A 14676-nucleotide genomic window follows, 5' to 3' on the forward strand; every position below is an offset into this window, starting at 1 on the left:
CCAATCCTGATAACAATTCAATGATTTTATTACCCTTTTAGGGATGTTGATTTACGGGCTCTAGGCACGGACATCGTAGGTTCTTGCTTCGTGCGCCGGATGACAAGCCAGACAATGATAAGTTCGGCGAGCAGGCCAAGGGATTGGGCAACAGCGCCAATCATGCCGTTCCACGCAGGAAAAATACTAACCAGTATAAGCAGCACAATTACCGTGCAGATTGCATTCGCCGTTTGCGAACGAAACATCGTTTTTGTCTGACCGCGAAGCAGAATGAGGCCATTGCTGAAATCCAGAAAAGGGAAGATCAGCGGAAATAAGACGAACGCACGCAGTGTCCACAGACTTTGTTGCAAAAGTTCGCCCTGAACGCTCATGACATTTTCGAGTACCCATGGTCCCAAGGGGGTATAGGCAATCGACACCATCATCGCAAACGGAATAAATCCGGTGACAAGTGCGAATTTTCGTACCAGTTTGGCGTCTACAAGGTAGAAATTCAGCACGATCTGATGGATGTATGTAAAGAAGCTTAGCATCAACTGCATCAGACTGCTTGCTATGGCAAAGGATGAAATGGCTAGTGCGATCCCGGTCGTTTTGCCAAGTACGATGTTAATAACCGGTCCTATGAACAGCGCTACAAAGCTGGATAAAAGCAGTGGCTTATAAAAGCGAAATACGTCTCCCTTGCTCTCGACGGGATGATCCTCAAGCTTGGCTGGCATCTTGCGCTTGATGCTGTTACCCTCCAGAAAGCTGACAAGCGCTTCAATCATCATGCCAGTAGCAAAAATGATAGCGCCTACACGTCCACTGTCAATGCTGTCTGTGTATATGAAATAGAGGGATAGGCCGTACATACCGGCTAAACGGAATACCATCCCGATGGTTAACCACTTGGTGCGGTTATTCGTAATGATGATCCCCTGATAGATGTTTCGGATCACTGAAAAGATACTTACATACATGAGAATTTCATATACGTCGATGACTTTGTTCAGCAGATCCGGACTTACACCAAACAAGTATTTGAACACCCCGGTACCAACGGGAGAGTATACGATAAGAAACCCAATGAGAAGCACACAGGCAAGAAATATTTTGGTCACAAACGTGAGGGCCTGAAAGGAAAGGCGATCGCGAACCAGTGCGGAACAGGTTTGCCGCAGCAGGGTGGAGGGGCGTTCCGTGAGGGTTAACAAGCTACCGGCGATGGCATAGCTGGCAATAACCGTCTCGGGATGAGCGGAACGTGCTAATGTGCTGTTTATGATGACGTGAGAAATGGTGACGAGAGAGGCGGAAATGCCAAGTGGCACAAAAAAAGAAAATAACCGTCTCCACGAAAGTGATTCACTTGACGACATGTCAACGACTCCTTTGATGGATGAAATATGCCTAGTATATCACAAAGCTTTGGGCGCGGATGCGATTTTTTATGCGGAATATGCGGCAGATCATTTGTACAATTAAGGGGATCATATTATAATAGGAATGGTTAAAAATCGCTCTAATACGTATTCAACCAAGTGGAGGCACATTTATTTTGAGCCAATCAAATCGAAAACGTCATCAATATCCGCGTGGACCGCTGGCATTGATGAGAGGGGTGTACAAATACACCATTCCGGAAACACGGAAGGCACTGAATGGATGGCGTGCTCAAGCTGAGGCGATTCCGAATGAGGAGTTGCGTACACAGGCACTTGCCAGTCTGAAGGATAAACAGTTTCACTGTGAAGGCGGAACCGTCTACGCATTGGCTGATTTGCCCAACAGGCACATTCTGATTCCGCTGATCGTTTCATATCAAACTATTAGTGATTATTTGGACAATCTGTGCGACCGCAGCACGTCGATGGACCCGGATGACTTTCGTCTTCTCCATCAATCCATGCTTGATGCGGTAGATCCCGAAGCAATTCCCGTCAATTATTATGCCCTCCGTGAGGAGCAGGATGACGGTGGATATCTGCGGAATCTGGTGACTACATGTCAGGAACTGACCCGTCAGTTACCAGGCTATACGTCCGCCAAGCCCCAAATTCAGGATCTGGCAGGCCTATACACGGACCTGCAGGTATATAAGCATATCAAGCCGGAACTGAGAGAAACGGCACTGCTCGAATGGTGGTCGGAGCATCGTCATCGCACACCTCAGTTTCGTTGGAACGAATTTGCTGCTGCAACTGGCTCTACACTGGGCGTTTTCATGCTGTTTCTGGCTGCGAGTGACGATCAGTTGACTGAAGAGCAAGCGGCCTCGATCCACACGGCCTATTTCCCACATGTATGCGCATTGCACATTATGCTCGATTATTTAATTGATCAGGATGAGGACCGCATCGGGGGAGATCTCAACTTCTGCAACTATTATGAGAATGTGGAGACTATGCTGGACCGAATTGCTTTTATTGTGGAGATGGCACGCAGTGATGTACAGAAGATTCCGGGAAGCTCCTTTCACCGGATGATCATCGAAGGACTGATAGCCATTTACCTGTCTGATCCCAAAGTCAGCGAACAACAGGAAGTTCGCGTTGTATCCAAACGTCTGCTGAAAAATAGTCCGATCACAAGAATATTTTTCTTCATTTTCAGTCGCTGGATACGGAAAAATATGTAAGTCAGGTGTGATATTGCGGAGCCTGAAGTGAAACTAGAGGAGGAAGAAACATCATGACAGCAGTAAAGAAAATCGCAGTATTAACGAGCGGTGGTGATTCACAGGGGATGAACGCGGCTGTTCGTGCGGTTGTTCGCAGCGGACTGTTTCACGGTCTCGAAGTATTTGGAGTTCAACGTGGATACCAGGGTCTTTTGAATAATGACATTTTCCCAATGGATTTGCGGAGTGTAGGGGATATCATCCAACGTGGGGGAACGGTTCTTCAATCGGCACGTTGCAAGGAGTTCTATACCGCTGAAGGTCAGCAAAAAGGTGCGGACATTCTGCGTGCGCGTGGCATTGACGGTCTGGTTGTTATCGGTGGGGATGGTTCCTATAACGGAGCAAACAAACTGAGCAAACTGGGTATTAACACCATGGGTCTGCCAGGAACAATTGATAACGATGTTTCATTCACCGACTATACCATCGGATTTGATACAGCTGTAAGCATAGTAGTTGATGCAGTAAACAAATTGCGTGATACGATGTCTTCACACGAACGTTCTTCCATCGTTGAAGTTATGGGTCGCCACTGTGGAGATATCGCTCTGCATGCCGGACTTGCTTCGGGTGCTGAAACGATTCTTGTCCCAGAAGTTCCGTTTGACATGGACGAAGTAGCAGATCGGATGAAAGCTAACTTTGCACACGGCAAACGTCACAGTATTATTATCGTTGCTGAAGGCGTGGGCAAGGGTGAAGATGTAGCAAAAGAACTGATGGAACGTTGCCCAACGTATGAGCCACGTGTAACCGTTCTGGGTCACATTCAGCGTGGGGGTACGCCAACACCTTTCGACCGTAACCTGGCAAGCCGTCTTGGCGACTTCGCTGTTCGCAGTCTGATTGCAGGCGAGACAGACAAAGGTTGTGGCATTATCAAGGGTGAACTTACCCTGACAGATATTGATAAAGTGGTTAACACAAAAAAAGATTTCGATATGGTGACTTACGAGCTTGCACAACGTTTGTCCCAATAATTCGATTCATACGCAAAGAGCACAATCCCGTTTTAACGTGGATTGTGCTCTTTTTGTTGTTTCACGGAGTGAGTATATCAATGTTACGCCTTGCGGAGTGCGGCTTGTTTTTGTACCAGGAAGAGTCTCCAGAGAAGCGCTGTTGCTCCTACAGCAAGGCCGGCAATGAGTCCAATCCAGTATCCGAAGGCACCGAGTGAAGTATACGTAGCAGTTAGATAACCTACAGGCAAGCCAATGATCCAATACGCTATGAACGTAATGATTAGTGCCGGATTAACATCTTTGTAGCCACGCAATGCTCCTTGGGTAGGTGTAGCAATCGCATCTGAGATCTGAAAGAAAATGGCGTAGATGAGGAAATGCTGCGTAAGTGCAATGACCTCTCGATCGTTTGAATACACGCCTGCAATCTGTTCGCCGAACACAATCAACACGATCGCTGTCAGCAGTGAGAGCACGATGGCTCCACCAATTCCAAGCAGACTGTATTGTCTGGCATCTCTCAGACGCCCCGCACCTGCCTCATAGCCCACAAGGATCGTAAGAGCCATACATATGCTCACAGGCAGCATGTAGAGCGTAGAAGCGAAATTCAGCGCCGCCTGGTGTGCAGCAATTGTTGTGGTATCGAAACGGCTCATCATTAAAGTCACAGCAGCGAAGATGGACGTTTCGAAAAAAGTCGCAAATCCGATGGGCACTCCAATCTTGAGTAACTCTTTCCATTTGGAGAATGAGACACGGGTCCATTGACGGAAAATGCCATACTGGGCGAAAGGTTCGACCCGATGGACAAAAAAGAGACTAATAAGAAAGATCAGCCAGTATGTACATGCTGTAGCAACACCAGCACCAACACCGCCCAATTGTGGAAAGCCCCAGCGGCCGAATATCAGCAGATAATTTAGAAAGATGTTAACGGGCAGGGAAACCAACGTAATGAACATCGTAGTCCGTGTCTGGCCAAGTGCATCCATGAAGCTGCGCAGCACTGTATATCCGAAGAGTGGGATAATGCCAAAAGCAAGTGCGCACAAAAAATAGAAGGCGACTTGGGCAACCCGGGGCTCCAGAGGCATTCCGTTCAGTATAGGGCCAAGTAACAACGCCCCGGCTCCGATCACGACGAGACTGACAGCGATCCCGAGATACAGCGCCTGGATGACGTTATACCCGATCTGATCATTACGTTTGGAACCTAACAGATGGGAAACGACAGGTGTAATACCGATCAGAATCCCGCTTAGTCCAGTTTGAACTGGCATCCATAGACTTGTGCCGATTGCGACGCCTGCAAGGTCGGCCGGAGAAAACTTGCCTGACATATTCGTGTCGAAGAACGACATGGCAGAGAGGGCGATTTGAGTGGTGAAGATGGGCAAAAATATAATCAGGAATTGCTTCACTTTTTGGGAAAAACTTGTTGTGTTCATGTTCACTGGCAGTGCCTCGCTATTCTAAAGAGATGTCATCCAAGTGTCATATCTGGACAGCTATTTATTGTAGTGGATTTTGTTCAATTTGAATAGGGACAGAAGCAGAGTAGGGGGTGAACAGAGAAAAATGAACACCAAAAAACCTCGCTCCGCTTCAAGCAGAACGAGGTTGGATGAAATGAGAAGTATGAAAGAGTGCGGATTACTTATATTGTACACCTGATGTATAACGGTTGGACGCATTCCAGAGCAGATATTCATGCACATCCATGTCTTTCATCGCTCTAATCTGGTCTTCCACTTGTTTCTTGCCATACTTGACATAGTGTCCACTGCCCAGCCAGCTTGCTGTGAAGTCCTGGATCCACGGACGAATGACAGGTTTGAGTTCTTTGGTAGGGTCCAGTTTCTTGTGTGTATCTTCCATTGAACCCTTGATGGTTGTGTAAGGATCTTTGTCAGGGTCCTTGACCCCATACCAGCCAGTAGAATAGTGACTAGGGTATACCATCGGTGAGATGACGTCCACGTTTTCGGATATCTTAACAAAATCCTGTCCAATGCCTTCAGCCGCAGGTACAGAAGCGGCATAACCAAAAATATCAACCGATACCCGAACACCTAGCGGTGCCAACTCCTTGCGTGCATATTGCACGAATTCAGCCACAACATCCACTCGTGACTTGTCAGATTTGGTATATTTCAGTACATCGGCTCGAGTTTCGAAACCTTCCGGGAAACGAACGTAGTCAAATTGAATCTCTTTAAATCCAAGCTTGGCTGCTTCCTTGGCAATCTCAATGTTATAGTCCCATACTTCCTTGCTGTACGGATTCACAAAGCTGTCGCCTTTGCCATTTGCCCATACAGATCCATCCTTGTTACGGAAGGAGAGCTCCGGATTTTTCTTGGCAAGAATCGTATCTTTGAACACAACGACACGTGCAATCGGGTAGACCTCATGTTTTTGCAATCGTTTCATCAAGGCATCGATATCCCGAATAAAAGGTTGGGATTTACCCATTTTCTGAAGCGCTTTGTTTTCTGTGGGATAAGTTATGTATCCGAGATCGTCTTTGATATCAATGACCATGGCATTCAGTTCTGTACTGTCGGTCAGTTCCAGCAATTCTTTCATACGTGCACCGCCGGCACTGTAGGCCGTTACATAGATACCTTTGACCACGGGTGCATCAGGTTGAGGATCAATTTTGGCAGGTGGGTTATCGGCATCAATAACAACCTGATCTTTTTGAGATTGGATAATTGCGGTGTTAAAACTGTTGGTTAACGATTGGAATTGAGGATTTCCCTGGTCCGCCACTGCGGGGGCACCACCAAAGCTTCCAAAGGCCATAGCCATTAAAGCCCAAAACATGTTCATTCATTTCCACTCCCTTATATGTGCATTCCATGTATGAATTATACATTAAAGCCTCTGGGCTTTTAACCATATTAATCAAGTAATGAAACACATGGAAAAAATGAAAACCGCTTCCTGCTGAGGAAATCCCCTGCAAGAAGCGGCGTGATCAATCTGAAAAAAATTATTGAATGTAAATCTCATTTTGATGCTCACAAATACTGTACTGAATGATTTCCATTGCGTCTCCCTGTTCCAGGATGCCCAGCCCATCCCGGAGGACAATCAGTGAGTCGAGTTCATTCGGTTTCAAGAAAGGGAGCATTTCCGGGCACCATCTGTTGACAATCTCAAACAGTTTTACCGTTTCCATATCCACAATAATCACCCTTTCCTACTCGAATTCCAAAATGGTAAGTCATTCGGCGCGATTCGGGAAAGCATATGGCCTGTGAAATTGAAGGGTTGAACCTGCTATACAACATATTTAGGAGCCGTACACCGTTATTATACCACAATGTTGTGAATTGTTAACCGTACAGGTGTCTCAACTTCTGCGAAATGAACCCATAACACCAACCGTTTCCACAATGTTAACAAAAGCGTTTGGATCTGTATCCTTGATAATACGTTTAATTTCAACCAACTCGTAGCGGGTGGTAACGGTCATGAGCATGTCCTTCTCAATATCCGTGTAGGCTCCCTGAGTCTTAATTTTGGTAACTCCACGAGGCCGAACAAGTAATTTTTTTAACATGGCTTCGGTTTCGTTTGTAATAATGTACAGTGTTACTTTGACGTGACTGATATGGATCAGATCAAGCACTTTGCCTGTAATGTAGATGGATACCATCGAGGCCAAGGCTGTATTCCAATTGTCACTCAGGTAACCTGCAAGCATAATGATCGTACCGTTCATACCGGCCATCACTGTACCAATCGGAAAGTCTCGTTTACGCGTGAAAATGGACCCAACAATGTCGAGTCCTCCTGTGGAGCCGCCGACTCGGAAGGAAACGCCAGTACCCATTCCAATAAGCACACCGCCAAATACAGAACTAAGTAAAGGATCTGTAGCCACAGCAAAAACAGGCAGAAGCGCAATGAACCAGGAAGTGGCTGCTACCGAAAGAATACTTAATGTAATGAAGCGTCGTCCAAGAATAAACCAACCTGCAATGAGCAGGGGAATGTTAAGAACAAAATACATTATACTAAGATTCAACGTTGTAAAATAACCCAGAAGCATTGAAATACCGGATACCCCGCCGCTTAAAAGCTGATGGGGGACCAAAAACCAGTTGAAGCCGCAGGCAATAGCTGCAGCACCCAAAATGATCACTAAAGAGTGCCAAATTATTTTGGGCAATTTAATCACCTCATTTATATTTAAAACCAGATTGCTGGTAATCTTGAATTGTTTTGTGATATAATAATTTGTGGATATTCTTGAGTAGGAAACTTTTCCTAAATGGAGCAATAAAATTTTGAAATGTTTCAAACACATGTATGTAGTTTTAGTCTTATGTTGGGGACCCATTCATGGAATTATATTCGTTAGTGAAAATAATTCGTCCCGTTGGGATACCCTATAAATATTAACGCTACTTAAGAATACAGACAACAAAGTGGATTGTCCACCATGTCCACCATATAAAAGGAGCATGAATAATTTTGACAAATTTAAACTTTACAGATTTCAATCTTGAACCACTGGTGCTGCAAGCCATCACTGAGCTCGGGTTTGAAGAAGCAACACCGATCCAATCCAAAGCGATTCCTTTGGCACTCGAAGGCAGAGATTTGATTGGTCAAGCTCAAACAGGTACGGGTAAAACAGCTGCATTCGGTATTCCGTTGATCAGCAAAATCTCAAAAAGTGACGAGAAAATCCGCGCCCTTATTATGGCACCTACACGTGAACTTGCAATTCAAGTTGCTGAAGAGATCGAAAAACTCACTCGCTTCAAAGGTCTTCGCTCCCTGCCAATCTACGGCGGACAAGATATCGTGCGTCAAATCCGTGCACTGAAAAGAAAACCACAGATCATCATTGGTACACCTGGACGTCTCCTTGACCACATCAACCGCAAAACAATCAAACTAGATGATGTACAAACTGTTGTACTGGATGAAGCAGATGAAATGCTCGACATGGGTTTCATGGAGGATATCCAATCCATCCTGAAACAAGTTCCAGACGAGCGCCAAACTATGCTGTTCTCAGCAACAATGCCTCCTAACATTCAAAAATTGGCACAACAATTCTTGAACAATCCTGAACACATTTCTGTGATTCCGAAACATGTTAGTGCACCATTGATTGACCAATCCTATATCGAAGTACCTGAGCGTCAAAAATTCGAAGCATTGAGCCGTTTGTTGGATATGGAATCTCCTGAACTGGCGATCGTATTCGGACGTACAAAACGTCGTGTTGACGAATTGGCTGAAGCTTTGCAAAAACGTGGATATTCTGCAGACGGTCTTCATGGTGACTTGTCCCAGAATCAACGTGATGCGGTAATGCGTAAGTTCCGTGACGGCAGCATTGACGTACTCGTTGCAACAGACGTGGCTGCACGTGGTCTCGACGTATCTGGCGTAACTCACGTTGTTAACTTTGACCTTCCGCAAGATCCGGAGAGCTATGTTCACCGTATCGGTCGTACAGGTCGTGCGGGTAAAGAGGGTGCTGCTTGGTCCTTCGTTACACCGCGTGAGATTGATCACTTGCACTTCATCGAGCGTGTAACACGTCACCGTATTCCACGCAAACCACTGCCAACAATGGCAGAAGCGGTTGAAGGTAAACAACGTTTGACAGCAGAGCGCTTGCTGGAAATCGTACAATCAGGCGAACTGAACGAATACAAAGGTATTGCGATTCAAATGCTTGAGCAATATGATTCTGTTCAACTGTTGTCGGCTGCACTGAAGCTCCTGACAGGTGACAAGAAAGATGCTCAAGTTGATCTGACTCCTGAAGATCCAATCCGTGCAAAACGTCGTAAACCGGATGTTCGCTCAGGCGGACGTAAACCATCGGGTTACAGCGGCAACCGCACAAGTGGTAGCGGCGGCAGTGGTGGTGGTTACAACCGCGATCGCAACAGCAGTGGCAGCGGACGTGGCGGTTACAACCGTGATCGTAACAGCGGCAGCAGCACTGGCGGTGGAAGCAGAGAAGGTGGTTACAACCGTGACCGCAAACCGCGTCCAAGCAGTAACGAAGGACGTCGTCCAGCGAAAGATTCTTCTTTCGAGTAATATAAACGTATGATCTGAAAAATGGAGCGGGCAACTGCTCCATTTTTTTTATTTTCAAAGTGACTGCATCATTTTATTTCACTGCCAGAAGCGGCCAGAAGCGCTAGCTAAGGATAATGACGATCTCTTTTCGGGAAGTACTGGCTTTTCCTATCTATAATAAGGTATATTAATATTAGACTTCAGGTAATTCGCAAGGCTGCAGAGGAGGAGAAATGTTTGGAATTTAAAGGAGCTATGGGTGGGATCTACCGGCTTACAGAGTGGATTACGAGACTGGCCGCAACCAATCTGTTGTGGGCTATTTGTTCGTCTCCGTTCTTGTTTTTCTTGATTATGAAACTGCTCGTGATGCAGCAGAACCTCGCAAACGAATCATTGCAAATGAACTGGGCTATAGCTATTGTGGCACCGCTTACACTGTTCCCGGCGACTTCGGCGCTGTTTACGGTTGTTCGTAAATGGAATATGGGTGATACGGATGTACCGATCTTCCGAACTTTCTTTGTAGGTTACAAGGAAAACTACAAGCAAAGTTTAATTGGGGGTATTTTTTACACACTGCTATTCGCGATTATGTATCTGGATTATACAGTGTACATGACTCAGTTCCGCAATATGCAGCTCGTGGGAATCATCATGTTAGTACTGCTTCTCTTGTTATTTGTATCACTCTTTAACTTTTTCTCGATGGTTGTACATTATCATATGTCCATCGGACTCATTATCAAAAACGCGGTATTGCTTACGCTGATCAGACCATTCCGTGTATTTTCCACATTGCTGGGAAGTGGATTGCTGTTCTACATCGGTTTCCGTTATCCGGTCTTGTTTGTTTTCTTCATTATCAGCATCATTGCCTGGTTTGCTTTCTTTAACTTCTACGCAACCTTCAACAAGATGCAGGAGCAGATGGAGAAGATGCAACTCAAGAAGGAAGAAGAGGAAGCTGCTGCACTGGCTGAACAATCAGCAGAGAATGGTGAAACACCTGAGCCATCAGACGACAAAAACATTACATTGCAAAAATAAAACATGATGAATCGCCATTTACTTTTTACACAGTTAGGGATATAATAATTGTACATCCTGCGATGTACGTTTCGGTTATTCGTTGTTTTGAACCAATGATGATGTCTTCGGGAGATCAACACAGAATGTTGCTGAAAAGCCCTGTCTATACGACATGGGGACTTCAAAAAGCATTTTTGCGGTCACCCACCTGCCAAGCAGGTTCATAAGACAATGTAGCCGGACGGCATAGGCGGGTTCCTAAATCTTCATGTACAGCACCCTGACTTTTCCTCTACAAAAGGAATTTCAGGGTGTTTTTAAGTTGTGATGAATGTTTTTGATTGGTTTTATGATAAATATGATGCTTGCCCTTTTGTTACTACTTGAACAATGTTACACTAAGATACATAAATGGAACGGTTACAATCAAAGGAGGAAGGGTCTTGACCTTAAAGAGAACGCTCGTCGGTATCATCCGCAGCATGGAGGGGACCAGCGATCGAGCCAAGGATCCCAAATTAAAAACACGGTATTATAACTTATCCAAAGACAGAGCCTGGGAAGAGGTCTCTTCGACACTCAAAAAGATTCCGGGTTATAAAGTGCTGCATGAAGTGCCTTCTGTTGGAGAAGTTATTCTGGAGAAGCGGACTACCTTTGGACGGACGATGGATATTACAGTTTCCATTATCTCAGTAAGTCCCGTTCGCAGTGCGGTGGATATGTATTCAGCTTCACGTGGTTCACTTGGAGACTTGGGTTCCAATTATCGCACGATTATGAACTTATTCTCTGTACTGGATAAAAAGCTAAGCAAGTATAAAGCAAATGATTGAAATAGATGATAAATAACAAAAAGCGAGTGAAGGTTAACCTTCCTCGCTTTTGTTCTGAACGTATGATAACTTCTACAGCAAAGCTTTTACAGCAGCAATCGCTTGTTCGAAGTTAGGGGAGTCTGTCATTTCAGGCAAATACTCCACATATGTAATCCGGTCTTCGGCATCCAAAACAAAAATGGAGCGCATGTCGAGTTGGAATTCTTTGATCAGAACGCCGTAGTCTTCACCGAAAGAACGTGTTTTGTAGTCTGACAATGTAACTACGCGGTCAACACCAGCTGCTCCACACCAACGAGCCTGAGCAAACGGAAGGTCAACACTGACTGTCAAGACAACAACATTGTCTCCGAGTTCTCCAGCTTCCACGTTGAAACGACGAGTTTGCGCATCGCATACGCCAGTATCCAGGGAAGGAACAACGCTGATTAATTTGATTTTGCCTGCGAAGTCTTTCAGGGAAGCATCCTCAACCAGGTTCTTGCTCAGTGTAAAATCAGGTGCTTGATCGCCCACTTTCAGTTCGGGTCCGATCAATGTAATAGGGTTGCCTTTAAATGTGGCTGCGCCTGTACGTTCTTGTGTCATAATAATGTTCCTCCTTATAAATTGGTGATCCGTGCCAAAATCCATTATAATCTTTTATGAAAGGCATTGTCCAATTCGGGCATGTACCATTACGATGGATCAGAGATGTGAGTCCGATCTGAACAGGGTGGAGTGAAAGAAGAAATTTATGATATTTATTCGCTATGAGAACTGGAAAGGTTATTTGAAGTATTTCCCTTTGACGTCGCTTTTTTTAATTGCCAATGTAGTCATGTTTATTGTGTTAACGGTGAACGGTGGATCAACGAACAATATGGTGCTGCTGAAATTTGGGGCACTTACGAATCATGAACTGTTCGCGCATGAATGGTGGCGTTACATTACATCCATGTTCCTGCATGCGGGCTTCGGTCATTTATTGTTTAACAGCTTTGCGTTAATTGTATTTGCTCCACCGATGGAGCGTTTGCTCGGGTCGGTAAGGTATGGTGTATTGTACCTGGGTGGTGGTGTATTGGGTAATATTCTTGCTGTTGCGTGGTACAACTCGGTTGGGAGTATTACCATCTCGGTAGGTGCTTCAGGAGCGATCTATGCCGTCTATGGTGCATTCCTGTATGTGGCGCTGTTCCAGCGAACGATGATGGACGAGGCTTCGCGCAAAACGATGTACACATTGCTTTTGTTCGGGATCATATTCTCCTTCGCCATGTCAGGCATCAACTGGATGGCTCACCTTGGTGGATTGTTGGGTGGATTCTTTATTTACGGACTGTTAATCAGATTGTGGAAACCCCGCAGCTTAAAGCGGTAGTCAGAACGTTCTCAAGATGGAATGCAGTCAAGGATAAGTAGGGTATAACAGATTGGAGCGATCAGGCGAGTGGAATTAAGACAGTTGCATTACTTTTTGAAAGTGGCACAGAAGGAACATGTAACACAGGCTGCTGAAGAGTTGCATGTGGCACAGTCGGCGGTGAGTCGTCAGATTCATCAGCTGGAAGAAGAACTGGGCGTGGACCTTTTTATGCAAAAGGGACGAAACCTGCAGTTGACTGCAGTGGGGCAGCTTTTTTGCAAACGAATTGAAGGTATCTTGAAAGATTTGGACAAGGCAGTCGGGGAAGTTCATGAGTTTCTGGACCCGGAGCATGGAGAGATTCGAATTGGGTTTCCGCATAGCCTGGGGATTCATCTCATTCCTTCCGTGGTGGCTGCTTTCCGTCAGCGCTACCCCAACGTGAAATTCAGATTCAAGCAGGGGATGTTCCCTACACTGATTCGTGATGTGTTATCGGGAGAGGTAGACTTGGCATTCATTTCTCCTTTTCCAGAGAAGCATGATCAAGTAGATGGCGATATTGTACTCACGGAAGAATTACATGCCATCCTTCCTCCTAATCACCCGTTAGCTGGTGAAGAGACAATTGCGCTTGAACAGCTCAAGGATGATAAATTTGTATTGTTTAGCAAAGGTTATTCTCTTCGTCCTATTGTGTGGCATGCCTGTCTGGAAGCTGGTTTTACACCCAAGATCGCTTTTGAAGGGGAAGAGACCGACACCATCCGCGGATTGGTCGCTGCGGGCATGGGGGTCAGTCTGCTGCCTGAGATGGCGTTATTCCAGACGAACCCTTTGCAACCGGCACATGTGGCTATCTCCCATCCAAAAGTAACGCGAACTATCGGGTTAATTCATCGTGCGCATGATAAACTGCCGCTGGTTGCTCAGTCCTTTCGTTCATTCTTGCTTGATTATTTCGGTTTACAACAAAACAATACCCCATCCGATTAACGGTGGGGTATTGTTTTGTTGTTTTTGTTGTATTAGGTATCCAATTAATCGCGGCTGTTGAAGATTCCGATGTAACGAATCAACTCAAGCAGTGAAATCAACGCTGCAGCAACGTAAGTCAAGGCTGCGGCATTCAGAACTTTTGCAACACCTTTTTCTTCTTCATTACGGATGTACCCTTCGGATACCATAATCTCTCTGGCGCGATTACTTGCATTGAACTCAACCGGTAAAGTGATGAGTTGGAATGCTACAGTTACGGAGAAGAAGATGATACCGATACCTACAAGGTTCATGGCATTGAAGATGAATCCTGCAATTAACAGGAATGGAGCTAATCCGGATGCAAAGTTCACAATTGGGAAGATCCGGTGACGCAGTGCCAGCATCGGATAACTTTCTTTATGCTGAATGGCGTGGCCAACTTCGTGACACGCTACCGAAACAGCTGAGATTGAGTTTTCGTAATATACTGGTTCTGATAAACGTACAACCCGATTGATCGGATCATAGTGATCAGAGAGCGTGCCGCGTACAGGTTCAATTGGAACATCATGCAGGCCGTTAGCATCAAGCATCTGGCGAGCAGCATCGTAACCAGTCATTCCGTTCTGGTTCGGTACCTCCGACCAACGTCTAAACGTACCTTTAACGCGAAATTGCGCCCATAAAGAGAGCAAAAAGGCGATAATGATCAATACGAACATACCGTTATTAAAACTCATATTCATTCCTCCGCTTTCTATGAATAAG

At 45.5% G+C, this 14676-nt stretch carries 14 protein-coding genes and 1 other RNA gene; 8 read left to right on the top strand and 7 right to left on the bottom strand.

Annotation, left to right across the window (positions count from 1 at the left end; translation table 11 throughout):
• Nucleotides 1-29: 29 nt before the first annotated feature.
• The gene (locus EL84_RS16400; protein ID WP_047842380.1) at nt 30-1370 is read right to left on the bottom strand and encodes a multi antimicrobial extrusion protein MatE; all 1341 of its coding nucleotides are present in this window, start codon (nt 1368-1370) and stop codon (nt 30-32) included.
• A 179-nt stretch (nt 1371-1549) separates the two neighbouring features.
• On the opposite strand from EL84_RS16400, the gene EL84_RS16405 reads away from it, so the two are divergent.
• A complete protein-coding gene (locus EL84_RS16405; RefSeq protein WP_017689390.1) occupies nt 1550-2629 on the top strand; it encodes a tetraprenyl-beta-curcumene synthase family protein in 1080 nt (359 codons plus the stop codon).
• 53 nt (nt 2630-2682) lie between these two features.
• Nucleotides 2683-3654, top strand: a complete 972-nt coding sequence (gene pfkA, locus EL84_RS16410; RefSeq protein WP_036609663.1) for a 6-phosphofructokinase — start codon at nt 2683-2685, stop codon at nt 3652-3654.
• 83 nt (nt 3655-3737) lie between these two features.
• On the opposite strand, the gene EL84_RS16415 is transcribed toward pfkA, so the two are convergent.
• The 4 genes from EL84_RS16415 to EL84_RS16430 all read right to left on the bottom strand — a co-directional run bounded on the left by EL84_RS16415 (nt 3738) and on the right by EL84_RS16430 (nt 7825).
• Nucleotides 3738-5090 (bottom strand): MATE family efflux transporter, encoded by a 1353-nt coding sequence (locus EL84_RS16415; protein ID WP_047844233.1) that lies wholly within the window; start codon nt 5088-5090, stop codon nt 3738-3740.
• Between the two features lie 205 nt (nt 5091-5295).
• Entirely contained in the window at nt 5296-6477 is a 1182-nt protein-coding gene (locus tag EL84_RS16420; RefSeq protein ID WP_036670137.1) for a putative glycoside hydrolase, read from the bottom strand.
• Between the two features lie 163 nt (nt 6478-6640).
• Nucleotides 6641-6829 carry a hypothetical protein gene (locus EL84_RS32555; RefSeq protein ID WP_029880762.1) on the bottom strand — a complete coding sequence of 63 codons (189 nt, stop codon included), beginning with the start codon at nt 6827-6829 and terminating at the stop codon, nt 6641-6643.
• A gap of 174 nt (nt 6830-7003) precedes the next feature.
• A complete protein-coding gene (locus EL84_RS16430; RefSeq protein WP_036609659.1) occupies nt 7004-7825 on the bottom strand; it encodes a YitT family protein in 822 nt (273 codons plus the stop codon).
• 305 nt (nt 7826-8130) lie between these two features.
• Here EL84_RS16430 and EL84_RS16435 point away from each other — a divergent pair, with 305 nt between their 5' ends.
• From EL84_RS16435 to EL84_RS16445, 4 genes are all read left to right on the top strand, one after another.
• Nucleotides 8131-9726, top strand: coding sequence for a DEAD/DEAH box helicase (locus EL84_RS16435; RefSeq protein WP_047842381.1), 1596 nt, complete (start codon nt 8131-8133; stop codon nt 9724-9726).
• A gap of 219 nt (nt 9727-9945) precedes the next feature.
• Complete coding sequence (locus EL84_RS16440; RefSeq protein WP_036609655.1) at nt 9946-10758, top strand: YesL family protein; 813 nt, start codon at nt 9946-9948, stop codon at nt 10756-10758.
• Nucleotides 10759-10809: 51 nt separating this feature from the next.
• Nucleotides 10810-11001, top strand: a non-coding RNA gene (gene ssrS / locus EL84_RS31355) — 6S RNA.
• 182 nt (nt 11002-11183) lie between these two features.
• The gene (locus tag EL84_RS16445) at nt 11184-11576 is read left to right on the top strand and encodes a DUF1499 domain-containing protein (RefSeq protein WP_017689382.1); all 393 of its coding nucleotides are present in this window, start codon (nt 11184-11186) and stop codon (nt 11574-11576) included.
• Nucleotides 11577-11648: 72 nt separating this feature from the next.
• On the opposite strand, the gene tpx is transcribed toward EL84_RS16445, so the two are convergent.
• Nucleotides 11649-12167 (bottom strand): thiol peroxidase, encoded by a 519-nt coding sequence (tpx, locus tag EL84_RS16450; protein WP_036609653.1) that lies wholly within the window; start codon nt 12165-12167, stop codon nt 11649-11651.
• A gap of 148 nt (nt 12168-12315) precedes the next feature.
• Between tpx and EL84_RS16455 the strand changes: the two genes are divergently transcribed.
• Both EL84_RS16455 and EL84_RS16460 read left to right on the top strand, forming a co-directional pair.
• Nucleotides 12316-12942, top strand: coding sequence for a rhomboid family intramembrane serine protease (locus EL84_RS16455; protein ID WP_036670140.1), 627 nt, complete (start codon nt 12316-12318; stop codon nt 12940-12942).
• Between the two features lie 69 nt (nt 12943-13011).
• The gene (locus EL84_RS16460; protein WP_036609648.1) at nt 13012-13923 is read left to right on the top strand and encodes a LysR family transcriptional regulator; all 912 of its coding nucleotides are present in this window, start codon (nt 13012-13014) and stop codon (nt 13921-13923) included.
• A gap of 44 nt (nt 13924-13967) precedes the next feature.
• Here EL84_RS16460 and EL84_RS16465 read toward each other — a convergent pair whose 3' ends face one another.
• On the bottom strand, nt 13968-14648 hold the full coding sequence (locus EL84_RS16465; protein ID WP_036609646.1) for a zinc metallopeptidase: 681 nt from the start codon (nt 14646-14648) through the stop codon (nt 13968-13970).
• Nucleotides 14649-14676 lie beyond the last annotated feature (28 nt).

This window comes from Paenibacillus sp. VT-400 (assembly GCF_001029205.1).
Taxonomy (GTDB): Bacteria; Bacillota; Bacilli; order Paenibacillales; family Paenibacillaceae; genus Paenibacillus; species Paenibacillus amylolyticus.

Coding starts and splice junctions, on each gene's coding strand:
- EL84_RS16420 (WP_036670137.1), bottom strand. CDS start 6,477: ATGAACATGTTTTGGGCTTTAATGGCTATGGCCTTTGGAAGCTTTGGT.
- EL84_RS16400 (WP_047842380.1), bottom strand. CDS start 1,370: ATGTCGTCAAGTGAATCACTTTCGTGGAGACGGTTATTTTCTTTTTTT.
- tpx (WP_036609653.1), bottom strand. CDS start 12,167: ATGACACAAGAACGTACAGGCGCAGCCACATTTAAAGGCAACCCTATT.
- EL84_RS16455 (WP_036670140.1), top strand. CDS start 12,316: ATGATATTTATTCGCTATGAGAACTGGAAAGGTTATTTGAAGTATTTC.
- pfkA (WP_036609663.1), top strand. CDS start 2,683: ATGACAGCAGTAAAGAAAATCGCAGTATTAACGAGCGGTGGTGATTCA.
- EL84_RS16465 (WP_036609646.1), bottom strand. CDS start 14,648: ATGAGTTTTAATAACGGTATGTTCGTATTGATCATTATCGCCTTTTTG.
- EL84_RS32555 (WP_029880762.1), bottom strand. CDS start 6,829: ATGGAAACGGTAAAACTGTTTGAGATTGTCAACAGATGGTGCCCGGAA.
- EL84_RS16415 (WP_047844233.1), bottom strand. CDS start 5,090: ATGAACACAACAAGTTTTTCCCAAAAAGTGAAGCAATTCCTGATTATA.